21 protein-coding genes are annotated in these 23,056 nt (G+C 71.0%); 4 read left to right on the forward strand and 17 right to left on the reverse strand.

Going from position 1 to position 23,056, the window contains the following annotated elements; all coding sequences use genetic code 11:
• Positions 1–9 precede the first annotated feature (9 nt).
• The 3 genes from ACFHWU_RS06000 to ACFHWU_RS06010 all read left to right on the forward strand — a co-directional run bounded on the left by ACFHWU_RS06000 (position 10) and on the right by ACFHWU_RS06010 (position 3,522).
• Positions 10–810 carry a class I SAM-dependent methyltransferase gene (locus tag ACFHWU_RS06000; RefSeq protein WP_416590020.1) on the forward strand — a complete coding sequence of 267 codons (801 nt, stop codon included), beginning with the start codon at positions 10–12 and terminating at the stop codon, positions 808–810.
• The gene (locus ACFHWU_RS06005) at positions 807–2,111 is read left to right on the forward strand and encodes a UDP-glucose dehydrogenase family protein (protein WP_416590022.1); all 1,305 of its coding nucleotides are present in this window, start codon (positions 807–809) and stop codon (positions 2,109–2,111) included. Before ACFHWU_RS06000 ends, ACFHWU_RS06005 begins: the two co-directional genes overlap by 4 nt.
• A gap of 94 nt (positions 2,112–2,205) precedes the next feature.
• Positions 2,206–3,522 (forward strand): UDP-glucose dehydrogenase family protein, encoded by a 1,317-nt coding sequence (locus ACFHWU_RS06010; RefSeq protein ID WP_416590024.1) that lies wholly within the window; start codon positions 2,206–2,208, stop codon positions 3,520–3,522.
• Positions 3,523–3,561: 39 nt separating this feature from the next.
• Here ACFHWU_RS06010 and ACFHWU_RS06015 read toward each other — a convergent pair whose 3' ends face one another.
• From ACFHWU_RS06015 to pyrR, 15 genes are all read right to left on the reverse strand, one after another.
• Positions 3,562–3,915: a hypothetical protein gene (locus ACFHWU_RS06015; protein ID WP_416590026.1), complete on the reverse strand. Its 354-nt coding sequence runs from the start codon at positions 3,913–3,915 to the stop codon at positions 3,562–3,564.
• A 481-nt stretch (positions 3,916–4,396) separates the two neighbouring features.
• Entirely contained in the window at positions 4,397–6,355 is a 1,959-nt protein-coding gene (locus ACFHWU_RS06020) for a primosomal protein N' (RefSeq protein WP_416590090.1), read from the reverse strand.
• A 129-nt stretch (positions 6,356–6,484) separates the two neighbouring features.
• Positions 6,485–7,681 (reverse strand): methionine adenosyltransferase, encoded by a 1,197-nt coding sequence (metK, locus tag ACFHWU_RS06025; RefSeq protein ID WP_416556999.1) that lies wholly within the window; start codon positions 7,679–7,681, stop codon positions 6,485–6,487.
• Positions 7,682–7,793: 112 nt separating this feature from the next.
• The gene (gene coaBC, locus ACFHWU_RS06030) at positions 7,794–9,035 is read right to left on the reverse strand and encodes a bifunctional phosphopantothenoylcysteine decarboxylase/phosphopantothenate--cysteine ligase CoaBC (RefSeq protein WP_416590091.1); all 1,242 of its coding nucleotides are present in this window, start codon (positions 9,033–9,035) and stop codon (positions 7,794–7,796) included.
• On the reverse strand, positions 9,032–9,295 hold the full coding sequence (rpoZ, locus tag ACFHWU_RS06035) for a DNA-directed RNA polymerase subunit omega (protein WP_123601182.1): 264 nt from the start codon (positions 9,293–9,295) through the stop codon (positions 9,032–9,034). The genes coaBC and rpoZ overlap by 4 nt, the downstream gene beginning before the upstream one ends.
• Positions 9,296–9,338: 43 nt before the next feature.
• A complete protein-coding gene (gene gmk, locus ACFHWU_RS06040) occupies positions 9,339–9,941 on the reverse strand; it encodes a guanylate kinase (protein WP_416556998.1) in 603 nt (200 codons plus the stop codon).
• Between the two features lie 32 nt (positions 9,942–9,973).
• A complete protein-coding gene (mihF, locus tag ACFHWU_RS06045; RefSeq protein ID WP_123601181.1) occupies positions 9,974–10,291 on the reverse strand; it encodes an integration host factor, actinobacterial type in 318 nt (105 codons plus the stop codon).
• A 174-nt stretch (positions 10,292–10,465) separates the two neighbouring features.
• Positions 10,466–11,305 carry an orotidine-5'-phosphate decarboxylase gene (pyrF, locus tag ACFHWU_RS06050; RefSeq protein WP_416556997.1) on the reverse strand — a complete coding sequence of 280 codons (840 nt, stop codon included), beginning with the start codon at positions 11,303–11,305 and terminating at the stop codon, positions 10,466–10,468.
• Between the two features lie 37 nt (positions 11,306–11,342).
• Entirely contained in the window at positions 11,343–12,719 is a 1,377-nt protein-coding gene (locus ACFHWU_RS06055) for an adenosylmethionine--8-amino-7-oxononanoate transaminase (RefSeq protein WP_416590028.1), read from the reverse strand.
• Complete coding sequence (locus ACFHWU_RS06060) at positions 12,716–13,786, reverse strand: quinone-dependent dihydroorotate dehydrogenase (RefSeq protein WP_416556995.1); 1,071 nt, start codon at positions 13,784–13,786, stop codon at positions 12,716–12,718. The genes ACFHWU_RS06055 and ACFHWU_RS06060 overlap by 4 nt, the downstream gene beginning before the upstream one ends.
• Complete coding sequence (gene carB, locus ACFHWU_RS06065) at positions 13,783–17,124, reverse strand: carbamoyl-phosphate synthase large subunit (protein ID WP_416556994.1); 3,342 nt, start codon at positions 17,122–17,124, stop codon at positions 13,783–13,785. The genes ACFHWU_RS06060 and carB overlap by 4 nt, the downstream gene beginning before the upstream one ends.
• Entirely contained in the window at positions 17,117–18,265 is a 1,149-nt protein-coding gene (gene carA / locus ACFHWU_RS06070) for a glutamine-hydrolyzing carbamoyl-phosphate synthase small subunit (protein WP_416590030.1), read from the reverse strand. Before carA ends, carB begins: the two co-directional genes overlap by 8 nt.
• Entirely contained in the window at positions 18,262–19,560 is a 1,299-nt protein-coding gene (locus ACFHWU_RS06075; RefSeq protein ID WP_416590031.1) for a dihydroorotase, read from the reverse strand. Before ACFHWU_RS06075 ends, carA begins: the two co-directional genes overlap by 4 nt.
• A gap of 70 nt (positions 19,561–19,630) precedes the next feature.
• Positions 19,631–20,554, reverse strand: a complete 924-nt coding sequence (locus ACFHWU_RS06080) for an aspartate carbamoyltransferase catalytic subunit (RefSeq protein WP_281554545.1) — start codon at positions 20,552–20,554, stop codon at positions 19,631–19,633.
• A complete protein-coding gene (gene pyrR, locus ACFHWU_RS06085) occupies positions 20,551–21,177 on the reverse strand; it encodes a bifunctional pyr operon transcriptional regulator/uracil phosphoribosyltransferase PyrR (RefSeq protein ID WP_416556990.1) in 627 nt (208 codons plus the stop codon). The genes ACFHWU_RS06080 and pyrR overlap by 4 nt, the downstream gene beginning before the upstream one ends.
• 288 nt (positions 21,178–21,465) lie before the next feature.
• Between pyrR and ACFHWU_RS06090 the strand changes: the two genes are divergently transcribed.
• The gene (locus tag ACFHWU_RS06090) at positions 21,466–21,954 is read left to right on the forward strand and encodes a transcriptional regulator (RefSeq protein ID WP_123601171.1); all 489 of its coding nucleotides are present in this window, start codon (positions 21,466–21,468) and stop codon (positions 21,952–21,954) included.
• 109 nt (positions 21,955–22,063) lie between these two features.
• On the opposite strand, the gene nusB is transcribed toward ACFHWU_RS06090, so the two are convergent.
• Both nusB and efp read right to left on the reverse strand, forming a co-directional pair.
• Positions 22,064–22,471: a transcription antitermination factor NusB gene (nusB, locus tag ACFHWU_RS06095; protein WP_416557038.1), complete on the reverse strand. Its 408-nt coding sequence runs from the start codon at positions 22,469–22,471 to the stop codon at positions 22,064–22,066.
• Between the two features lie 23 nt (positions 22,472–22,494).
• Positions 22,495–23,052, reverse strand: a complete 558-nt coding sequence (gene efp / locus ACFHWU_RS06100; protein WP_416590034.1) for an elongation factor P — start codon at positions 23,050–23,052, stop codon at positions 22,495–22,497.
• Positions 23,053–23,056: the final 4 nt, after the last annotated feature.

Below are 23,056 nucleotides of genomic sequence, written 5' to 3' on the forward strand. Positions count from 1 at the left end.
AGGAATTTGATGTCGTATCCAGATCCAGCAACCTTGTTCGCCAGCACTGAGCGTGAATACCTACGATACCGGCCGGCTCATCCGCCGGCGTTCATGAACCAGATCGCCGGTCTGAGCCCAGCGGGAACGGTCCTGGACCTGGGCTGTGGTCCTGGGAGCGTGGCCGTAGCCCTGGCCGAGCGAGGCCGAGACGTGATCGGACTGGACGCCAACCCGCAGATGCTTGACGCCGCGATGGAGGCTGCCGGGCAGCACATGAGACGAGGAAAGGTCCAGTGGCGGTTGGGTGACGCCCACGACCTGAGCAGTCTGCCCCGGGTGGCGGGAACGACCATCGGCGACGCGTTCCACTGGTTCGACCGCGCCACGGTCCTACGCGAACTGGACCGCCTGGTCGCGCCGGGCGGATTCGTCGCCGTGATCATGTCGTTCGCGGCCGGTACCCCGAAGCCGTGGTGGTACCCGCTGATCGACCGGGTGATCAGCAGGCATCTCGGTTCCCAGCGGCACGCCGGACCGGTCGAGATGTACCGGCCACCGGCCGGCGGCGGCCACGAGGCGGTGCTACGCGCCTCGGCGTTCGACCAGTTGACCGTGATCCGCACCGACCACCCCTGGTTCCTGACCCTCGATGAGGTCGTCGGCCACCAGTACACGCAGGCGTACTCATCGCCGGGACTACTCGGTGACCGGCTCGACGCATTCGACCGCGACCTGCGCACGGCGCTACACGCCGCCGAGCCCTCCGGCCGGTTCATTGCCACCACCCAGCCCGCTCTGATCATCGCCCGCCGCGAGGAGGACTCGTGAACATCACTGTCATCGGCTGCGGCCGGCTCGGCGCTCCGTACGCCGCCGGAATGGCCAGTCTCGGCCACGACGTCCTCGGATTGGACACCAACCCGGACACCGTTGCCGCATTGCGTGCAGGCAATGCGCCGTTCGCCGAACCTGGCCTGGCTGAGGCGATCACCGACGGCGCGGCCACCGGCGGTCTGACCTTCACCGACTCCTACCGGCAGGCAGCCGACCACGCCACCGTGCACTTTCTCGCCGTGCCTACCCCGCAATCCGTCGACGGGAACAACCACGACCTCACCGACGTGTACGCCGCCGCCACTCGCCTGGCCCGCGAACTGCGTCGCGACAGCCTGATCGTGGTCAAGTCCTCCGTTCCCGCCGGTACCTGCGCCGTGCTCGCCGAGCAGATGGCGGCATCAGCGGCCCCGGGTATCCGAATCGAGGTCGCGGCCTCCCCGGACTTCATGAGGGAAAGTTGTTCCATTCCCGACGTTCGCCGCCCGAGCCGCATCGTCCTGGGTGTGCGGGCCGGCGGCGACGCGGAGCGGATTCTGCGCGAGTTGTGGGCACCGTGCCTGGCCGTCGGGGTGCCGCTGGTCGTCACCGACCTTGTCACCGCAGAGTTGTGCAAGCTGGCCGCCAACGCGTTCCTGGCCACCCGCGTCTCGTTCATCAACGCCCTCTCCGAGTTCTGCCACGCTGTCCACGCCAACATCACCGACCTCGCTCAGGTCATCGGGCACGACCCCCGGATCGGTTCGGACTACCTCGCACCCGGCCTCGGGTTCGGTGGCTCCTGCCTGAGCAAGGACCTCCGTGGCTTCGTCGCGCTGGCCACTGACCTGGGCATCGGAGATTGGACGAACCTGCTCACTGTGGTCGACCACATCAACCAGGGCCGCCGCCGAGGCGCCGTCGACCTCGCAATCCAGGCGTTGAACGGCAAGCCCGCCGGGCAACCCGTCGCTACGTGGGGCGCATCCTTCAAGCCCGGCATCGACGACATTCGGGACTCGCCCGCCCTCGACGTCGCGACCCGCCTACACCACGCAGGAGCCAACGTGCGGGTATACGACCCGCAGGCGATGGCCCACGCCCGCGCCGAACGCCCCGAACTGGAGTACGCCACCGACCCGGCTACCGCTGTCGAGGGTGCACGGGTGCTGCTGCACCTGACCGGCTGGCCGCAGTTCACCACGGTCGACCCCGCCGCGCTGCGCCCTGCCTCGGATGCCGTGCTCATCGACGCCCGGGGCGGACTCAACCACCACCAGTGGACCGCCGCCGGCTGGACCGTCCGCACCCTGTGACCCAGCCCACTCGACGCGAAGGCGGTGACCGCCAGGACCCGAAACCGCACCACCGCACAACATCAATAACCGCAAATCATATTAAGGACATCTGTTGAGGATCACCGTCATCGGCGCCGGGCACCTGGGCGCTACCCACGCCGCCGGCATGGCCGAGATCGGGCACGACGTCATCGGCGTCGACATCGACCCGATCAAGGTCGACACCCTGAACGAAGGGCGTGGCTGGTTCCACGAACCCGAACTCGACGAACTGCTGACCCGCAACCTGGCCATCGGACGCCTACGCTTCACCACCGACTTCAAACAGGCCGCGACCCACGGCGAGGTCCACTTCCTCGCCGTGGGCACCCCCTCCGGCCCGGACGGCACCTACGACCTGTCCCAGCTCACCGGCGCAGTCCACGAACTCGCACCGCATCTACACCAGCCATGCCTGATCGTCGGCAAGTCCACCGTCACACCCGGCACCGCCGCAAAGCTCGAAACCCTGGCCCGCAGCCTCGCCCCCGCCGCCGAGCAGATCGAAGTCGCCTGGAATCCGGAGTTCCTGCGCGAGGGCACCGCAGTGGCCGACACCCTCACCCCGGACCGCATCGTCGTCGGTGCCGACAGCGCCGCCGCCGAGCAAGTTCTCCGCGACCTGTACGCCCCGATCACCCGCTCCCACGGCTGCCCGCTACTCGTCACCGACCGCGTCACCGCTGAGATGGTCAAGGCCACCGCGAACGCCTATCTGGCCACCCGCATCTCGTTCATCAACGCCGTAGCCGAGATGAGCGCCGCTGTAGGTGCCAACATCAGCGACCTCGCCGACGCAATCGGCCACGACGCCCGCATCGGACATCAATACCTAACACCCGGACTCGGCTTCGGTGGCGGCTGCCTACCCAAGGACCTTCACGCCTTCACCCAACAGGCCACCGCCGCCGACATCACTCCGGCCGTGAACCTGCTCCGCAGCGTCGACACGATCAACCAACACGTGCGCCACCGTGCCATCGACCTAGCCCGCTCAGCCGTCGGAGGAACACTCACAGGACGTCGCATCGCCGTCTGGGGCGCCGCGTTCAAAGCGGGCATCGACGACGTACGCGACTCACCCGCCCTCGACGTCGCCACCCGCCTGCACTACCAAGGCGCGACCGTCACCGTATACGACCCCCAGGCCATGCCCCAGGCCCGGCAAGCAGCTCCGGACCTGGCCTATGCCCAGACCGCCGCTGACGCCGCTCAGGACGCCCACCTGGTCATTGTGGCCACCGGCTGGCCCGAGTTCGGCGCGCTCGACCCACAGACCATCGCCAACCGAGTCCGCACCCCGATCCTGCTCGACACCCGGGGAGTCATCGCCGCACCCCGCTGGATGGCCGCCGATTGGACCGTCCTCAGCCTCGGCTACCGGACATAGCCGCCAACCCCGGTGGGGCGGCACCTGCCGCCCCACCGGCTACCGGCGGTCTGAAACGAAAGCCGCGACAGACACCCCGTCGAGTCGCGCGTGTCCAAGCCCAACCCGTACCGGCTGCCGGCCGTTGTGCCGAAACCGCAGCAGTTCCGCCCTGTCGACGGCGGCCTCGCCCAGATGCAGATCCCGCCGCCTGCCGACCCAGTCCACCAGCCCCTGCCGGTCGCGGACCTCACCGGTGAAGTGCACCAGCGTGGCGTACCAGATGTCACGGTGATAGCTGTCCTCGAACCAGCCGTCGGACCCCAACTCCTCACCGAGCCGATCAGCGAACCCGTCAGCAGCGTCGTCAAGCGGAAACGCACACACCATCACCCCGGACGGCGTGAGCGTCACCCCGCGCAGCCTGAACCGGACTGGCCGACACTCCGCAGCCGCCCGGCCTAGTGCAGCCGCACACCGACCCGCCAGCGGATCACCCACAGGAACATCGCGGCGATGAGTCTCAATGGCTCGGACCGTGAAATGCACCGCCTCCGGGGCGCCGGTCGGCCAGTGACCCGGACCGACCAACCTCATCACCTCGGCGGTCACCGCAGCCAGCCTCGACACACTGTCCGTATCGGGAACGAACACCACCGACATCCCCCACCGGCCACCCTCAACCGGCGGCGTGTCCCGGTAGTGGGTCCCAGACAGGACCGCGTCACGACCCTGAACGAACAACCGGTCGAACGCCGCCGTGTAGGAGGCATCCGCCGCCGCCCTGTCCGAACCCCACGATCGCCTCGTCCTCGTCACCCGGCGCAGCCTACGCCGACACCAAGCCCATACCCAGACGAACTCCCGTGCACGTCCCTCGCCTGGCTAAAGCCAGCTAGAGCAGGTCGAGCGGGTCGACCTGGATGCGTACCGGCTGGCCGGCACGGCGGGCGGTGCGGGCGCCGGCTGCCACCCGCAGCTGCCGGGCCAGTTCGGCCGCCTGCGACCGGCGGACCCGGATCAGCATCCGTTCCTGGCCGTCGGCCGCCGGCACCGGACCGAGCAGTTCGGCGCTGTCCGGCATCCGCAACGCGGCCAGCAGTTCGGCCACCGCCTCGGCGGGGCCGGTCACGCTGGCCATCCGGGCCGCTGGCGGGAAACCCAGCTCCCGCCGGTCGGCCAACTCGCGGGCGGCGAACCAGCCGGGATCCCAGCGCAGCAGTGCCTGCACCGGGGCGAGCCCGCCGTCGGCGACCACCACCACCTGGCCGCCGTCGGCCGCCGGGCGGGCCAGCGCGGCGGCGGACAGCCAGCGGCGCAGCGCCTCCTCCGCCGCACGCAGGTCGGCCCGGGTCAGCAACGCCCAGGTGTCCAGCAGCAGTACGGCGCCGTAGCCGCCGACGGCCACCGGCTCGGCCCCCGGGGTGGCCACCACCACCGCCGGTTCGGCCGGCACCGAGGTGAGCACCTCGTCGCGGCCGGAGGTCCGCACCGTGGTGCCGGGGAACGCCCGGCCCAGCTCTTCGGCGGTACGCCGGGCACCGGTGACCGCCGCCCGTAGCCGCCGGCCGTGGCAGTGCGGGCAGGCGTATCCGGCGGCCGGCCGGCCGCACCAGCGGCACTGTGCGGTGGCGGTCGCCGCCGGCAGGGCCAGCGGGCCGGCGCAGTGCGGGCAGCGGGCCGGGGTCCGGCAGTCCGCGCAGGACACCGCCGGCAGGTAGCCGCGCCGGGGCACCTGCACCAGCACCGGCATCCCGGCCTGCAACGCCGTACGCGCGGTGGTGAAAGCCAGGCTGGGCAGCCGGGCGGTGGCGGCACCGGCGTCGCGGGCCAGCTGGGCATCGTCGCCGGCCGGGGTGACCCGTGGGGCACGTCGCCGGACGGTCGCCCGGGCAGCGATGATTTCCCGGGCCCAGCCGGTCTCGACCAGCTGCTGCGCCTCGCCGGAGCGGGCGAAGCCGCCGAGCAGCGCCGCGACCCCGCCCAGCTGTGCCCGGGTGAGCAGGACCTCACGGGCGTGCGGGTAGGGCGCGCGCGGTTCGGCGTGCACGTCGTCGCCGTCGTCCCAGATGGCGACCAGGCCCAGATCGGCGACCGGGGCGAACATCGCGGCCCGGGTGCCGACGACCACCTTGACCTGGCCGCGTCTCGCCGCGAGAAACGCCCGGTAGCGCCGGGCCGGGCCGAGCGCCGCAGTGAGCACCACGTGCCGGTCGGCGCCGAGGACCCGGCGCAGGGCCGCGTCGAGCCGGTCGACGTCGCGTCCGTCCGGTAGCACCGCGACCGCGCCCCGGCCGGCCCGTACGGTGGCGGCGATCGCCTCGGCGTACCGGGCCGGCCAGTCCTCGCCAGGCAGCGGCGCCCAGACGGCGCGGGCCGGCCGGCCGTCGGTGACGGCCCGCAAAAAAGCGGGTCCGGACGGGTACGCCGCCCATCCGTCGGCGTCGGTCGACACCGCGTCGGTCGGCACAGCGGTGGGTGGCTCGGTGTCAGTCGGCGCGGTGGCGGGACCGGGCTCGGGTTCGCTGGGCTCCTGCTCGACGCGGGCGTGTCTCGGCGGCACGGCCAGCCGCAGCACGTCGGCCAGGTGCCCGGCGTACCGGTCGGCGACGGTGCGGGCCAGAGCGGCGATCTCGGCGCTGAGTACCCGTTCCGGCGAGACCAGCTTGTCGAGGAAGGCGAGCTTGCCGTCGTGACCGGAGGCGGCCACCCGGTCCAGCACCCACCCGGCCACCAGTTGGCCGGCGAACCGGACCCGGACCCGGGTGCCCGGCTGCACGCCGTCGTCGAGCTCCGCCGGGACCAGGTAGTCGAACGGCCGGTCCAGGTGCGGCAGCGGCACGTCGACGCAGATACGCGCGACCGGCAGCCGGTCGGCCGGCTGCCGGTCGTGTCCCGCTCGGGTGCTCACCGGGCCATCCTGCCCGGCCGCCGGGGTGGCCGGCGACCCGCCACCCCCGGCGGTACGGTCAGCGGCGGTGGGTCAGGCTCCGGCGGCGGACTTCAGGTCAGCGGCCCGGTCGGTGCGTTCCCAGGCGAACTCCGGCAGCTCCCGACCGAAGTGGCCGTACGCGGCGGTCGGCCGGTAGATCGGCCGCAACAGGTCCAGGTCCCGAATGATCGCGGCCGGCCGCAGGTCGAACACCTCGCCGATCGCCCGTTCGATCCGGTCCACCGGCACGTTCTCGGTGCCGAACGTCTCCACGAACAGGCTCACCGGGTGGGCCTTGCCGATCGCGTACGCGACCTGCGCCTCGCACCGCTCCGCCAGTCCTGCCGCCACCACGTTCTTGGCCACCCAGCGCATCGCGTACGCCGCCGAACGGTCCACCTTCGACGGGTCCTTACCGGAGAACGCGCCGCCACCGTGCCGGGCGTACCCACCGTAGGTGTCCACGATGATCTTCCGGCCGGTCAGGCCGGCGTCGCCCATCGGTCCGCCGATCTCGAAGCGCCCGGTCGGGTTGACCAGCAGCCGGTAGCCCTCGGTGTCCAGGCCGAGGCCCTCCAGCTCGGGGGCGATCACGTGCTCGCGCACGTCCGGGGTGAGCAGTGACTCCAGCGAGATGTCGGCGGCGTGCTGGCTGGAAACGACCACGGTGTCCAGCCGCACCGGCCGCAGCCCGTCGTACTCGACGGTGACCTGGGTCTTGCCGTCCGGCCGCAGGTACGGGATGGTGCCGTCCTTGCGGGTCACCGACAGCCGTCTCGCCAGCCGGTGCGCCAACGCGATCGGCAGCGGCATCAGCTCCGGCGTCTCCGAGCAGGCGAATCCGAACATCATGCCCTGGTCGCCGGCGCCCTGGGCGTCGAGCGTGTCGTCGGCCGACTCGCCGACCCGGCGCTCGATGGCGGTGTCGACGCCCTGGGCGATGTCCGGCGACTGTGCGCCGATCGACACGCTCACGCCGCAGGACGCGCCATCGAACCCTTTCTTGGAGGAGTCATAGCCGATCCCGAGGATCGTCTCGCGAACGATGGCCGGGATGTCCGCGTACGCCTGGGTGGTCACCTCCCCGGCGACGTGCACCTGGCCGGTGGTGATCAGGGTCTCGACCGCGACCCGGGACCGGGGGTCCTGGGTCAGCAGCGCGTCGAGGATCCCGTCGCTGATCTGGTCGGCGATCTTGTCCGGGTGGCCCTCCGTGACAGACTCGGAGGTGAAGAGACGGCGTGCCACGGTACTCCTTGAATCCGAAAGCAATGGTCTCCGGCAGTCTAGTCATCCACGTTGGGGCCTGGCGCCGTGCCGACGAAGGAATCCGGCGGTGCGCCGACCGACGTAGCGCAGCTCACTGCGACAGTCGGGCCACTACCAGATCCCATATGTCGTCGGCGAGCTGCTCCTTGCCGCGTTCGTCGAGCACCGCGACCGGACCGTCGGCGTCGAGCACTGTGGCCGAGTTGGCGTCGGCACCGAACACCCGGTCGACACCCACCTGGTTGGCGACGATCAGGTCCGCGTTCTTGCGCGCCAGCTTCGCCCGGGCGTTGGTCAGCAGGTCACCGGTCTCCGCGGCGAACGCGACGAGGAGCTGTCCGGGTCGCTTTGCCGCGCCGAGTTCGGCGGCGATGTCCGGGGTGGTGACCAGTTCGATCACTGCCGGTCGCCCGCCGTCGCCCTTCTTGATCTTCGTGGGTACGTAGCTCGCCGGCCGGAAGTCGGCTGGCGCCGCCGCCATCACGACCACGTCGGCTTCGGCCGCCGCGGCGAGCGTGGCGACCCGCAACTCCTCGGTGCTGCCCACCCGGATCAGCCGGACACCGGCCGGATCGGGCAGCGAGACGTTCGCGGCGACCACCGTCACCTGCGCGCCACGGGCGACGGCGGTACGAGCGACGGCGTACCCCTGCTTGCCGGACGACCGGTTGCCGAGAAACCGCACCGGGTCGAGCGGTTCGCGGGTGCCGCCGGCGGTGACCACCACCCGCCGGCCGGTGAGGTCGGCGCCGACGAGGCCGGCGGCCGGGTCGACGGACCGGGCCAGGAGCCGGCGGGCGACGGCGAATATCTCCCCGGGGTCGGGCAGCCGGCCCTTGCCGGAGTCGGAACCGGTCAGCCGGCCGGTCGCCGGCTCGATGACCAGCACACCGCGACGGCGCAGCAGCGCGACGTTGTCGGCGGTGGCCGGATGCTCCCACATCTCGGTGTGCATCGCCGGGGCGAGCAGCACCGGGCACCGGGCGGTCAGCAGAGTGTTGGTGAGCAGGTCGTCGGCGAGCCCGTGCGCGACCCGGGCGATCAGGTCCGCTGTGGCCGGGGCGACCAGCACCAGGTCGGCCTGCTGGCCGAGCCGCACGTGCGGCACGTCGTGGACGTCGCTGAAGACGTCATCGGCGACTGGCTGTCCGGACAGCGCCGACCAGGTCGGCGCGCCGACGAAACGCAACGCCGCCGCAGTCGGCACCACCTTGACCTGGTGGCCCGACTCGGTCAGCAGTCGGAGCAGCTCACACGCCTTGTACGCGGCGATCCCGCCGCCGACGCCGAGAACGACCCGGGGCGGGACGCGGGCCGGCGTACCGGCGCTCAGGGCTGGTCGGTGGGCTCGGCGGTGAGCAGGTTGGAGTTGATCTCTCGCATGGCGATCGAGAGCGGCTTCTCCTGCGGCGTGGTCTCCACCAACGGTCCGACGTACTCCAGCAGGCCCTCACCGAGCTGGCTGTAGTACGCGTTGACCTGGCGGGCACGCTTGGCTGCGAAGATCACCAGGGCATACTTCGACGAGGTCTTCTCCAGCAGCTCGTCGATGGGCGGGTTGGTGATGCCTTCCGGGCTGGCAATGGATCCCACGGGATGCAACCTCTGTGTCGTCGGGCTCTGTCGCTGGGTGCTGTCAGGCCGGGCGGTGTGACTGGGCGTCGGTCAATAATGACGAACCGAGCAATCCTACCAGCTCGGTTGCGGCTCGCTCGACCTCGTCGTTCACCACCGTGACGTCGAACTCCCGCTCGGCGGCCAGCTCCTCGTCGGCATGCTCCAGCCGGCGACGGATCGTCTCCTCGTCGTCGGTCCCCCGACCGACGAGGCGCCGTTTCAGCTCCTCGACGCTGGGTGGCGCGAGGAAGACCAGCTGGGCCTCGGGCATCGCCGCCCGCACCTGCCGGGCACCCTGCAGGTCGATCTTCAGCAGCACCGGCTCGCCGGTGCTTAGTCGTTGCTCGACCGCCGAGCGCGGAGTGCCGTAGAGGTTGCCGGCGAACTCGGCCCACTCCAGCAGCTGCCCGGTGGCAGCCATCCGCTCGAACTCGGGTCGGTCGACGAAGTAGTAGTGGACGCCGTCGACCTCGTAGTCCCGCATCGGGCGGGTGGTCACCGAGACGGACAGCCAGATCCAGGGCGAGCACGCCCGGATCAGCTCGATCACGCTGTCCTTGCCGACCCCGGAGGGGCCGGAGAGGACCGTGAGCCGAGCTGCCGGGCGCGCGTCGTCATACATGGTCACTGCTTGTTTCTACACCCTGCCGCGAATCAGTTCGCGGCGAACTCCCCGAGCAGTGCCTTGCGCTGCTGGTCGCCGAGGCCACGGAGGCGACGACTGTCGGCGATCTTGAGCTTCTCCATGATCTGGGTCGCCCGGATCTTGCCGATGCCCGGCATCGCCTGCAGCACGGCGGAAACCTTCAGCTTGCCGACAACGTCGTCGGACTCCGCCCGGTCGAGCACGGCGGCGAGGGTGGTCTTGCCCTGCTTGAGTTGCTCCTTCAACTCAGCACGGGCCTTACGGATCTCCGCGGCCTTCTCCAGCGCGGCTGCGCGCTGTTCGGGGGTCAGTGACGGGAGCGGCACCAGTTCTCCTCAGGTCCCTATCGCGACGGGCGGACCGCACCGCCGCTCTGTGAAACGTGGTGTGGCCGGGAACCAAAGGGGCATGTGGTTCCCGGCGCGGGGAAAACTAGCGGTCAGCGACGTTTTCGGCAACGTGGCCGCACCACGATCACGCGGGGGTAATCGATCGCTTACTCAGATCAGGACCCCGAGAGCCTCCCGACACTTAACAAGCGTCTGTTCGGCCGCGGCCCGCAACGCCGACGGATCCGGGCCGGCGTTCAGCACCTCACGGGAGTACGACGGAAGGACTGCGGAAAGCGCTTGCTCGAACACTGTCCGCAGGTCCTCGGGCCGTCCACCTTGCGCACCCAGCCCCGGGGCAAGCATTGGGCCATTGACGTGCGACAGTTCATGGCCGGTGTCACCAACGGTCGCACCGACCACCAGACCGAAACTGCCAATCGGCTCCGCACCCACGTTGAGCTGCGAAATCTCATCGATCACCGTCTGAGCGACGGTGCGTCCATCGGACAGCCGGGCGTGTTGCACGGCCCGCCCCTCGGGATTCGAGGTCAGCGCGACCACGAAGACGCCGCCGCCGTGCCGGCTGGCAAGATCGAACATCGGAGCGAGCGCCCCGACGCCCAGATACGGGTTGGCCGTGACCGCGTCGACCGCCAACGGGCTCGCCGGATCGAGGTAGGCGGCGGCGTACGCGGCGACCGTCGAACCGATGTCGCCGCGCTTCACGTCGAGCAGGACGAGGGCTCCAGCCTCGCGAAACTGTCGGATAGTTGACTCTAGGACACCGATGCCCGCAGCCCCGAACCGTTCGAAGAAGGCCGATTGAGGCTTCACCACTGCGGCCACGTCGCCGAGTGCGTCGACCGCCGTCGCGGCGAACCGGGCCAGCCCGTCGACGTCGTCCGGCAGCCCCCACCGGGTCAACAGCTGCGGATGCGGGTCGACACCCACGCACAGCGGGCCCCGGACGCTGACGGCCCGGTGCAGTCGCTGACCAAAGGTTTCCATCGACTCTCCCTTCCTCGGCGGTACCACCGGGTGGACCTCAGCGCGGTACCGCGACGGCCGCAGCCGCCATCGCGCGGGCGATCCGCGCAATGTCATCGTCGTCCGCCGGATAGGGCGGCATGGTGTAGATCAGGTCCCGGAACGGCCGCAGCCACACCCCGGCGTCCACCGCCGCCGCGGTCGCCGCCGCCAGGTCGACCGGCCGGTCCAGCTGGACCACCCCGATCGCGCCGAGCACCCGGACGTCGCGCACGCCGGGCAGCGTCGCGACCGGAGCCAGGCCGTCGCGCAGCCCAGCCTCGATCCGCCGTACGGCGACCTGCCAGGCCGCGACCGGCCTGGACCCGACCGTCGGCACGGCGGCACGCAGCAGTCCGATCGAGGCGTTGGCGACCGCGCAGGCCAACGGATTACCCATGAAGGTCGGCCCGTGGGCGAGGACCCCACCGGCGGAGATCCCGGCGGCCACCTCCGGGGTGCACAGCGCGGCCGCCAGCGTGAGGTAGCCACCGGTCAACGCCTTGCCCAGGCAGAGCACGTCCGGTGTCACCCCGGCGTGCTCGGCGGCGAAGAACGCGCCGGTACGGCCGAACCCGGTGGCGATCTCGTCGAAGATCAGCAGTACGTCGTGCGCGGCGGTCGCCTCACGCAGGGCGCGCAGGTACGCCGGATGGTGGAACCGCATGCCGCCGGTGCCCTGCACCACCGGCTCGACGATCACCGCGGCGATCTCGTCCGCGTGCCGGGCCACCGCGTCGACCAGCTCGGCCAGGTACCGCTCGTCCGGCGCCGCAGCGAAGTCGCCCGGCGGGGCGGGCACGAACACCTGCGCCGGCAGCACTCCGCGCCACAGGTGGTGCATCCCGCCCTCTGGATCGCAGACGCTCATCGGGTGGAAGGTGTCCCCGTGGTAGCCGCCGCGCCAGGTGGCCAACTTGCGCCGGCCGGGCCGGCCCTGGCCGAGCTGGTACTGCAGGCCCATCTTGATCGCGACCTCGACGCTCACCGAGCCCGAATCACAGAGGAAGACGTGCTCCAGGCCGGGCGGGGTGATCTCCACCAGGGTCTGTGCGAGGCGGACCGCCGGCTCGTGGGTGAGCCCGCCGAACATCACATGCGCCATCCGACCCAGTTGGTCGGTGACGGCCGCGTCCAGCACCGGGTGCCGGTAGCCGTGCACGGCGGCCCACCACGACGACATCCCGTCGACCAGTTCCCGCCCGTCGGCCAGCCGCAGCCGGACCCCGGCGGCGCTGTCGACCAGCAGGGGTGCCATGGCCGGGGGCAGCGCGGCGTACGGATGCCAGACGTGCCGACGGTCCAGCTCCCGCAACCGATCGGCGCGGTGGCTGTCGCCGGGCACCGGCAGCTGTGCGCTCGTCGGCCCCGGGCCCGCCGGACGCGGTACGCTCATCGGCCCCGGACCTGCCGGGCGATCGCCCGGACCAGCCCCGGACCCCGGTAGAGCAAGCCGGTGTAGAGCTGCACCAGGCTGGCACCGGCGTCGAACATCCGGGCTGCGTCGTCCGGGTCGAGAATGCCGCCGACCCCGATGACCGGCAACCCGCCGTCGGTCTCCCGATGGACGAAGGAGACCACCTCGCGGGCCCGGCCGGTCAACGGACGGCCGGACAGCCCGCCGGCCTGCTCCGCCTGACCGGCGTCGTCGACGGCCAGGCCGGACCGGGACAGGGTGGTGTTGGTGGCGATCACCCCGGCCGCACCCCGGGCCAGACAGACCTCCAGCAGTTCGGCGATGGCCGACTCGGCCAAATCCGGCGCGATCTTGACCAGGATCGGCCGCTCCCCCACCAGCGCGGCCAGCAGGGTGTCGAGGTGTTCGCGGTCCTGCAGCTGCCGCAGTCCCGGGGTGTTCGGCGAGGAAACATTGATCACGAAGTACTGGCCGTAGCCGCTGAGTGCCTTGTACGCCGACAGGTAGTCGTCGACCGCCTCCTCGATCGGCACGACCTTCGACTTGCCGAGCGAGATGCCCAACGGCACCGGGCGGTCGGCGTGCGCCGGATGCGATCGGCCGAACCCGGCCCGCTCGTCCAGCCGGCCGAGCACCGCGAGCCGGTCGGCGAGCGCCTCGGCGCCGGCGTTGTTGAAACCCATCCGGTTGATTACCGCCTCGCTGGTCGGCAACCGAAACAGCCGGGGTCGGGGGTTGCCCGGCTGGGGACGCGCGGTGACCGTGCCGACCTCGACGAAGCCGAAGCCCAGCGCCGGCCAGGCGGGCAGGGCCAGGCCGTCCTTGTCCATCCCGGCGGCCAGGCCTACCGGGTTGGGGAAGTGGATCCCGAAGACGGTACGCGGCGCGGCTACCGCGTACCGGGTGCGCAACGCGGCCAGCGCCACCCGGCTGCGGGACAGGGCGGCCAGCCGACGCAGCGTCCATTCGTGGGCGGTCTCGGCGTCGCCGCCGCCGAGCCGGAACAACGCCGACCGGGCCAGCCGGTACCCGCCGGAGCGGGTCACCGGGCGGCCTGCCGGCCGACTGTCTCCGGGCGTAGCGCCGCGTGCAGCTGCTGCAGTGGCCGGACCGCCATGTCCCCGTTGATCAGCGCCTCGATGCCCATCACGGCGGCGGCGACGCCGGGCACGGTGGTCACGCACGGGGTGTCCGCGTTGACCGCCGCGCTGCGGATCTCGTACCCGTCGGAGCGGGCGCTGGCACCGGAACCCTGCGGCGTGTTGATCACCAAGGCGATCCCGCCGGAGGCGATCAACGTCACCGCGTCCGGTTGCCCGTCGCCGGACTCCTCCCAGTGTTTGCGGGTGAGTTCGCAGGCGATGCCGTGGCGGCGCAGCACCTCGGCGGTGCCGGCGGTGGCGACGATGTCGAATCCAAGATCGGCCAGCCGCTTCACCGGGAAGATCATCGCGCGTTTGTCCCGGTTGGCTACCGACACGAAGATCTTTCCGCTGGTCGGCAGGGAACCGTACGCGGCAGCCTGCGACTTGGCGAAGGCGTTGCCGTACGCCGGGTCGATTCCCATCACCTCGCCGGTCGACTTCATCTCCGGGCCGAGCAGCGAGTCGACGCCGTGGCCGGCGCGGGTGCGGAACCGCTTGAACGGCAGCACCGCCTCCTTGACCGCGATCGGCGCGTCCGGCGGCAACGTGCCACCGTCGCCGGTGGCCGGCAGCATCCCTTCGTCGCGCAGCTGCGCGACGGTGGCGCCGAGCATGATCCGGGCCGCCGCCTTGGCCAGCGGCACCGCGGTGGCCTTGGAGACGAACGGCACGGTCCGCGAGGCGCGCGGATTGGCCTCCAGCACGTACAGCACGTCGTCCTTGAGCGCGTACTGCACGTTGAGCAGCCCGCGCACCCCGACGCCGCGGGCGATCTGCTCGGTGTAGTGCCGGATGGTGGCCAGGTGCGGGGCGGCCAGGGTGATCGGCGGCAGCGCGCAGGACGAGTCGCCGGAGTGGATCCCGGCCTCCTCGATGTGCTCCATCACCCCACCGAGGTAGACCTCACCGGTGGCGTCGCACAGCGCGTCCACGTCGATCTCGATGGCGTCGTCGAGGAACCGGTCGACCAGCACCGGATGCTCCGGCGAGATGTCGGTGGCCCGGCCAATGTAGTCGCGCAGCGTCGCGTCGTCGTAGACGATCTCCATGCCGCGCCCGCCGAGCACGTACGACGGGCGGACCAGCACCGGGTAGCCGATCTCGTCGGCGATCGCCTTGGCCTGCTCGAACGACACAGCGGTGCCGTGCGCCGGGGCGCGCAGCGCGGCGCGGGCCAGGACCTGACCGAACGCCCCCCGATCCTCGGCCAGGTGGATCGACTCCGGTGGGGTGCCGACGATCGGCACCCCGGCGTCGGCGAGGCGCTGCGCCAGCCCGAGCGGGGTCTGCCCGCCGAGCTGGACGATCACCCCGACCACGCCGGGGCCGCCGGCGGCCCGGCCGGCGGCGTCCTCGGCCTGCCAGACCTCCAGCACGTCCTCGAAGGTGAGCGGTTCGAAGTAAAGCCGGTCGGCGGTGTCGTAGTCGGTGGAGACCGTCTCCGGGTTGCAGTTGACCATGACGGTCTCGTACTCGGCGAGCGCCATCACCGCGTGCACGCAGGAGTAGTCGAACTCGATGCCTTGGCCGATCCGGTTCGGCCCGGAGCCGAGGATGAGCACCTTTGGTCGGTCCGACGGTGCGACCTCGGTCTCCGCGTCGTAGCTGGAGTAGTGGTACGGCGTACGGGCGGCGAATTCGGCGGCGCAGGTGTCGACCGTCTTGTAGACCGGACGCAGACCGAGCCGGTGCCGCAACGCCCGTACCCCGTCCTCGCCGGCCAGCTCCGGACGCAGCGCGGCCACCTGCCGGTCGGACAGCCCGGCCCGCTTGGCCCGGCGCAGCAGCGCGGCGTCGAGCACCGGCGCGGCCTCGATCTCGCCACGCAGCTCGACCAGGCCGGCGATCTCCTCCAGGAACCAGGGGTCGGTGCCGCCGGACGCCTCGGCGACCTGGGCGACGGTGGCGCCCAGCCGCAGCGCCCGTTCGACGGTGTAGAGCCGGCCGTCATGCGGGACAGCCAGTTCGGCCAAAGTGGACTCGACGGTGGCCCCGGCCGGGTCGGGCACCGTCCAGAACCCGGCGGCCCTGGTCTCCATCGAGCGCATCGCCTTGTTGAGCGCCTCGGTGAAGTTGCGGCCCAGGCTCATCGCCTCGCCGACCGACTTCATCGTGGTGGTCAGCTCCGGGTCGGCGCCGGGGAACTTCTCGAACGCGAACCGGGGGATCTTGACCACGACGTAGTCGAGGACCGGCTCGAACGCCGCCGGGGTCTGCCTGGTGATGTCGTTGGGGATCTCGTCGAGGGTGTAGCCGATCGCCAGCTTGGCGGCGATCTTGGCGATCGGGAAGCCGGTCGCCTTGGACGCCAGCGCCGACGACCGGGACACCCGGGGGTTCATCTCGATGACGACCAGTCTGCCGGTGGTCGGGTGCACGGCGAACTGGATGTTGCAGCCGCCGGTGTCGACGCCGACCTCGCGCAGCACCGCGATGCCCATGTCGCGCATCTGCTGGTACTCCCGGTCGGTGAGGGTCATCGCCGGGGCGACGGTGACGCTGTCGCCGGTGTGCACCCCCATCGGATCGATGTTCTCGATGGAGCAGACCACGACCACGTTGTCGTTGCGGTCGCGCATCAGCTCCAGCTCGTACTCCTTCCAGCCGAGCACGCTCTCCTCGATGAGCACCTCGTGCACCGGGGAGGCGGCCAGCCCGGCACCGGCGATGCGCTCCAGGTCCGCCGGGGTGTGCGCCATGCCCGAGCCGAGCCCGCCCATGGTGAACGACGGTCGGATCACCACCGGCAGCCCGAGTTCGGCGACGGTGTCGTGCACCTCGGCCATGCTGTGGCAGACCCGGCTGCGCGGGGTCTCGCCACCTGCGGTGGCGACGATGTCCTTGAACAGCTGCCGGTCCTCGCCGCGGCGGATCGCGTCGACGTCGGCCCCGATCAGCTCCACGCCGTACTTGTCCAGCACGCCGGCGGAGTGCAGGGTGACGGCGGTGTTCAACGCGGTCTGCCCGCCGAGGGTGGGCAGCAGCGCGTCGGGACGCTCCCGGGCGATGACCAGCTCGACGAACTCGGGCGTGATCGGCTCGACGTAGGTGGCGTCGGCGAACTCGGGGTCGGTCATGATGGTCGCCGGGTTGGAGTTGACCAGCGACACGCGCAGCCCTTCGGCGCGCAGCACCCGGCACGCCTGGGTGCCGGAGTAGTCGAACTCGCAGGCCTGGCCGATGATGATCGGCCCGGAGCCGATCACCATGACATGCTGCAGATCTGTCCGCTTAGGCATGTTTTCCCTCGATCAGCTCGACGAACCGGTCGAACAGGTAGTCCGCGTCGTGCGGGCCGGCCGCCGCTTCCGGGTGGTACTGGACGGTGAACGCCGGCACCTCGTGGGCCCGCAGCCCCTCGACCACGTCGTCGTTGAGGCACACGTGGCTCACCTCGACGCCGCCGAAATCGGTGTCGATCACCGTGTTCAGCGGGGCGTCCACGGCGAACCCGTGGTTGTGGCTGGTCACCTCGACCTTGCCGGTGGTGCGGTCGAGCACCGGCTGGTTGATGCCACGGTGGCCGTAGCCGAGCTTGTAGGTGCCGAAGCCGAGGGCCCGGCCGAGGATCTGCGAGCCGAAGCAGATACCGAACAACGGCGTACGTCGGGCCATCACCTGCCGGGCCAACTCGACCGCGTGGTGTGCGGTGGCCGGGTCACCCGGCCCGGGTGAGAAGAACACCGCGTCCGGCCCGGTGGCCAGGATCTCGTCCAGCGTCGAGGTGGCCGGCAGCACGTGGGTGGTCACCCCGCGCTGGGCCAGCCGGCGCGGCACGTTGCGTTTGATACCCAGGTCCAGCGCGGCGACCGTGTAACGATGCTCGCCCTGGGCGGTGACCGTGTAGGGCTCGGCGGTGGTCACCTCGGCGGACAGGTCCGCGCCGACCATCTGCGGCGCCTGCCGGACCCGGTCCAGCAGCTCCTGCGGGTCGTCGGTCAGGGTGGAGACGCCGACCCGCATCACCCCCCGGTCACGCAGGTGGCGGGTGAGCGCCCGGGTGTCGACCCCGCAGATGCCGACCACGCCCTCGGCGGCGAGCCGGTCCTCCAGGTCACCGGTGGAGCGCCAGTTCGACGGACGGCGGGCCGGGTCGCGGACGACGTACCCGGCCACCCGGATCCGGTCCGACTCGTCGTCCTCGACGTTGACCCCGGTGTTGCCGATGTGCGGCGCGGTCTGCACCACCACCTGCCGGTGGTAGGACGGGTCGGTCAGCGTCTCCTGGTAGCCGGTCATGGCGGTGGTGAACACCGCCTCGCCGAAGGTCTCCCCGACCGCGCCGTAGCTCTCGCCGGGGAAGACCCGGCCGTCCTCGAGCGCCAGCAGCGCCGGATTCCGCCGACGGGGTGCCGCAGTGGTGTTGGTGGTGTCGTTCATCGCACGGCCTTTCCGTCGAGCACCGTTGCGTCGCCGCGCAGGAAGGTGGCGACCACCTGGCCGGGCAGCACCATCCGGGCGTACGGGGTGTTGCGGCTGCGGCTGGCCGACTCGGCCGGGTCGACGGTGCGGCTGACGGCCGGGTCGATCAGGGTGAGGTTCGCCGGGACGCCCGGCGCGGGGTCGTGCCCGTGCCCGGTCAGCCCGGCGATCCGGGCCGGGGCCCGGGACATCCGCTCGGCGATCAGCTCCCAGTCTGGTGCACCGTCGTCGTCGTGCAACGCGGTCGTGAGCAGCACCACGGACAGGGCGGTCTCCAACCCGAGCATCCCGGGCCGGGCGTACGCCCATTCGCACTCCTTGTCCTCCACCGCGTGCGGGGCGTGGTCGGTGGCGACGATGTCGATGACGCCCTCGGCGAGCGCGGCGCGTAGCGCGGCGACGTCCTCGCCGGTCCGCAGCGGCGGATTGACCTTGAAGACCGGGTCGTAGCTGGTCGGTGCCTCGTGGGTGAGCAGCAGGTGGTGCGGGGTGACCTCGGCGGTGATCCGGACCCCACGGGCCTTGGCCTGCCGGACGATCTCCACACTGCCGGCGGTGGACAGGTGGCAGACGTGCAGTCGGCTGCCGACGTGTTCGGCGAGCAGCGCGTCGCGGGCGACGATCGCCTCCTCGGCGACGGCCGGCCAGCCGGTCAGGCCGAGCCGGGTGGAGACCTCACCCTCGTGCATCTGGGCGCCCTCGGTCAGCCGGGGCTCCTCGGCGTGCTGGGCGACGACGCCGTCGAACGCCTTGACGTACTCCAGGGCGCGGCGCATCAGCCGGGGGTCGGCGACGCAGTGCCCGTCGTCGGAGAAGATCCGCACGGCGGCGGCGGAGTCGGCCATCGCGCCGAGCTCGGCGAGGCGTTCGCCGGCCAGGCCCACGGTGACCGCGCCGATCGGCTGTACGTCGACCAGCCCGGCCTGGCGGCCGAGCCGCCAGACCTGTTCGACGACGCCGGCGGTGTCGGCCACCGGGGAGGTGTTCGCCATCGTGCAGACGGCGGTGTAGCCGCCGAGCGCGGCGGCCCGCGATCCGGTCTCCACCGTCTCGGCGTCCTCCCGGCCGGGTTCACGCAGGTGGGTGTGTAGATCGACCAGACCGGGCAGGGCGATCAGGCCGTCGGCGTCGAGCACCTGCGCACCCGGCGCGGTCAGTCCGGAGCCGGCGTCGGCGACCACGCCGTCGCGCAGCAGCAGGTCGACGGGGTCCCGGCCGAGGACCCGGACGCCCTTGATCAGGTACGCGCTCACAGCGAGGTCCTTTCGTCGTGTGCCTGGGGGCGATGGTGCCGGTGCGAATGTGGGTGACCGATGCGCCGCATCAGCCGCGGCCGCCGAGCAGCAGGTAGAGCACGGCCATCCGGACGCTTACCCCGTTGGCGACCTGTTCCACGATCGTGGAGCGGGGTGAGTCGGCGACCTCGGCGGAGATCTCCATGCCCCGGTTCATCGGTCCGGGGTGCATCACGATGGCGTGCCCGGGCAGCCGGCGCAGCCGGGCCCCGTCCAGGCCGTACCGGCGGGCGTACTCACGGGCGGACGGGAAGTAGGAGTCGGCCATCCGCTCGTGCTGCACCCGCAGCATCATCACCACGTCGGCGGTGGGCAGCACGGCGTCGAGGTCGTAGCCGACCCCGACGCCGGGGGCGAGCGCGGTGGCGATGTCGACCGGGATCAGCGGCGGCGGCCCGACCAGGGTCACCTTGGCGCCGAGGGTGGCCAGCAGCAAAACGTTGGACCGGGCGACCCGGCTGTGCAGCACGTCGCCGACGATCACCACGTGCAGGCCGGCGAGCCGGCCCAGCCGCGCCCGCATGGTGTACGCGTCGAGCAGTGCCTGGGTGGGATGCTCGTGGGTGCCGTCGCCGGCGTTGACCACCGAGCCGTCCACCCAGTTGGCCAGCCGGTGCGGGGCGCCGGAGGCGGGGTGGCGGATTACCACCGCGTCGGCCCCCATCGCCTGCAGGGTGAGCGCGGTGTCCTTGAGGCTCTCGCCCTTGGAGACGCTGGATCCCTTGGCCGAGAAGTTGATCACGTCGGCGGAAAGTCGTTTGGCGGCGGCCTCGAACGAGATCCGGGTCCGGGTGGAGTCCTCGTAGAACAGGTTCACCACGGTGCGCCCACGAAGGGTGGGCAGCTTCTTCACCTCGCGGCCGGCCAGCGAGGCGAGTTCGACCGCGGTGTCCAGGATCCGGGTGGCGTCCGCCGCGTCCAGATCGGCGCCGGACAGCAGGTGCCTGATCATCGCTGGTCCCTCCCCCGCTGCGGGCCGTCCGCCGCCTGGGCCGTGCCGGGGGAACTGAACAGCCGTACCTCGTCGGAGCCGTCGACCTCGGCGAGCAGCACCTTGACGTTCTCGGTGAGCGCGGTGGGGATGTTCTTGCCGACGTAGTCGGCGCGGATCGGCAGCTCCCGGTGGCCCCGGTCGACCAGCACCGCCAACTGCACCGAGCTGGGCCGGCCGAGGTCGCTGATCGCGTCCAACGCCGCCCGTACGGTCCGGCCCGAGTAGAGGACGTCGTCGACCAGGATGACCCGCTGGCCGTCGATGCCACCGGAGGGCAGCTCGGTGGGCCCGAGCGCGCGGGTGGCCTTCAGCCGGAGATCGTCCCGGTAGAGGGTGATATCGAGCACACCGACCGGGACGGCGACCCCTTCGAAGGTGCGGATCCGGTCGGCGAGCCGACGGGCGAGCGGCACGCCCCGGGTAGGAATTCCGAGTAGTACGGTGCGTTGCGCCCCGTTGGTCTTCTCCAGCACCTGATGGGCGATCCGGTCGACGACGCGTTGAATGTCGGCGCTGGTCAGGATGCTCTTAACAGACGGTGGCATCGTCGCCGATGATTGGGTGGCCGACGGGTAGGCCACAGCGGACCCCCTTCCCCGCCTCACGGGACGGGTCGTTAAAGGACGTCATGGGTACCGCCGGCCGGCACCCGGCTGGTCAGCGGTCACGCCGAACGTTACCAGCGTCCCGTTGCCGAGCCGATATCGGGCGCTGAGTGTCGCATCAGTAAGACGAAATTTGGGGCAAGTCGTCACGATCTTGTTCACTGGTAGCTATTCACCACTTGACCGCGCTTGCGAACCGCCGTACCGTCACGCTCCGTAGCGATCGCTGGGGAAAGCCCCGGGCAAAGCACTGGGAGAGTCCGTATGCCCTCTGAGTACGCCAAGTCGTTGGGCGCCCGCCTGCGCTCCATCCGTCAGCAGCAGGGGCTGTCCCTGCAGGGGGTGGAGGAGAAGTCGAACGGGCGTTGGAAGGCTGTCGTCGTCGGTTCCTACGAGCGTGGGGACCGGGCAGTCACCGTCTCCCGCCTCGCCGAACTGGCCGACTTCTACCGGGTACCCGTGTCGGAACTGCTGCCGGACGGCAGTGGGGTACGTCACGAGCCCACCAGCAAGATCGTCCTGGATCTGGAGCGGCTGTACGACGAGGTCGGCGAGGACCTCGCCTACGTCGCCCGGTACGCCCGGGCGATCCAGCAGCAGCGCGGTGACTACAACGGTCGGGTGTTGTCCATCCGCGCCGACGACCTGCGGGCGCTGGCGATCGTGTACGACTCGTCGCCGTCCGGCCTCATCGAGCGGCTGAACGAGCACGGCGTACTGGTCGCCGACCCGCGGGCGTTCTTCGCCTCCTGACGGCTGCGCACCCAACCGCCGACGGGCCCGATCCCGCTGGATCGGGCCCGTCGGCGGTGTCGCGTGGCACCGGCGGTCGTGGCGGTGCCCGCCGTGGCGGCGGGAGCCGCTAGTGCGGGGTGTACTCGGCGATCCGGTCCAGCAGACCGTTGAGGAACCGCGGCGAATCGTCAGTTGACATCTGCCGGGCCAGCTCGACCGCCTCGGTGATGGCCACCGGGTCGTCGATCTCGTCGACGTAGAGCAACTCGTAGACGGCGATCCGGGCCAGGTTGCGGTCGACCACCGGCATCCGGTCCAGCGTCCACCCCTCGGCGTAGCTGCCGATCAGCTCGTCGATCCGGTCCCGGTGGACCGCCACCCCCTCGACCAGACCGACCGCGTAGTCGAGATGCTCCGGACGCGGGGACAGCCGGGCCAGGTAACCGACCAGCACCTGCGCCGGCGGCAGATCGCGCATGTCCGCCTCGTAGAGCACGTCGAGTGCCCGTTTACGCGCCTTGCGGCGCGCCGGCATCGAGGTCTTCGGCCCCTCGGCCATCAGGCTCGGCCGAGGTAGCGGCCGTCGCGGGTGTCGACCTTGATCTTTTCGCCGGTGGTGACGAACAACGGCACCTGAACGGTGGCGCCCGTCTCCATCGTGGCCGGCTTGTTGCCGCCGGTCGACCGGTCACCCTGCAGGCCCGGCTCGGTGTAGGTGACCTCGAGGACCACGCTGGTCGGCAGCTCGACGTACAGCGGCACGCCTTCGTGGGTCGCCACGATCGCCTGGGCCTCGGGCAGCAGGTAGCTGGCTGCCTCGCCAACCGTGCCGCCGGGCACCATTATCTGGTCGAAGGTCTCCAGATCCATGAAGACGTAGTCCTCGCCGTCGGCGTACAGGTACTGCATGGTCCGCTTGTCGACGGTCGCGGTGTCGACCTTGGTGCCCGCGTTGAAGGTCTTGTCGACCACCTTGCCGGAGAGCACGTTCTTCAGGGTGGTGCGCACGAAAGCGCCGCCCTTGCCGGGCTTGACGTGCTGGAACTCCACGACGGCCCACAGCTCGCCGTCGAGGTTGAGAACCAGCCCGTTCTTCAGGTCGTTGGTGGTCGCCATTTCC

Origin of the sequence: Micromonospora sp. LOL_015 (assembly GCF_048060275.1) — a bacterium.
Taxonomy (GTDB): Bacteria; Actinomycetota; Actinomycetes; order Mycobacteriales; family Micromonosporaceae; genus Micromonospora_E.

Bases quoted from the DNA above. Each gene is read 5' to 3' on its own strand.
- ACFHWU_RS06000 (WP_416590020.1), top strand. From the start codon at position 10: ATGTCGTATCCAGATCCAGCAACCTTGTTCGCCAGCACTGAGCGTGAA.
- gmk (WP_416556998.1), bottom strand. From the start codon at position 9,941: ATGTATGACGACGCGCGCCCGGCAGCTCGGCTCACGGTCCTCTCCGGC.
- pyrF (WP_416556997.1), bottom strand. From the start codon at position 11,305: ATGGAAACCTTTGGTCAGCGACTGCACCGGGCCGTCAGCGTCCGGGGC.
- ACFHWU_RS06055 (WP_416590028.1), bottom strand. From the start codon at position 12,719: ATGAGCGTACCGCGTCCGGCGGGCCCGGGGCCGACGAGCGCACAGCTG.
- carB (WP_416556994.1), bottom strand. From the start codon at position 17,124: ATGCCTAAGCGGACAGATCTGCAGCATGTCATGGTGATCGGCTCCGGG.
- carA (WP_416590030.1), bottom strand. From the start codon at position 18,265: ATGAACGACACCACCAACACCACTGCGGCACCCCGTCGGCGGAATCCG.
- ACFHWU_RS06080 (WP_281554545.1), bottom strand. From the start codon at position 20,554: ATGATCAGGCACCTGCTGTCCGGCGCCGATCTGGACGCGGCGGACGCC.
- ACFHWU_RS06090 (WP_123601171.1), top strand. From the start codon at position 21,466: ATGCCCTCTGAGTACGCCAAGTCGTTGGGCGCCCGCCTGCGCTCCATC.
- nusB (WP_416557038.1), bottom strand. From the start codon at position 22,471: ATGCCGGCGCGCCGCAAGGCGCGTAAACGGGCACTCGACGTGCTCTAC.
- efp (WP_416590034.1), bottom strand. From the start codon at position 23,052: ATGGCGACCACCAACGACCTGAAGAACGGGCTGGTTCTCAACCTCGAC.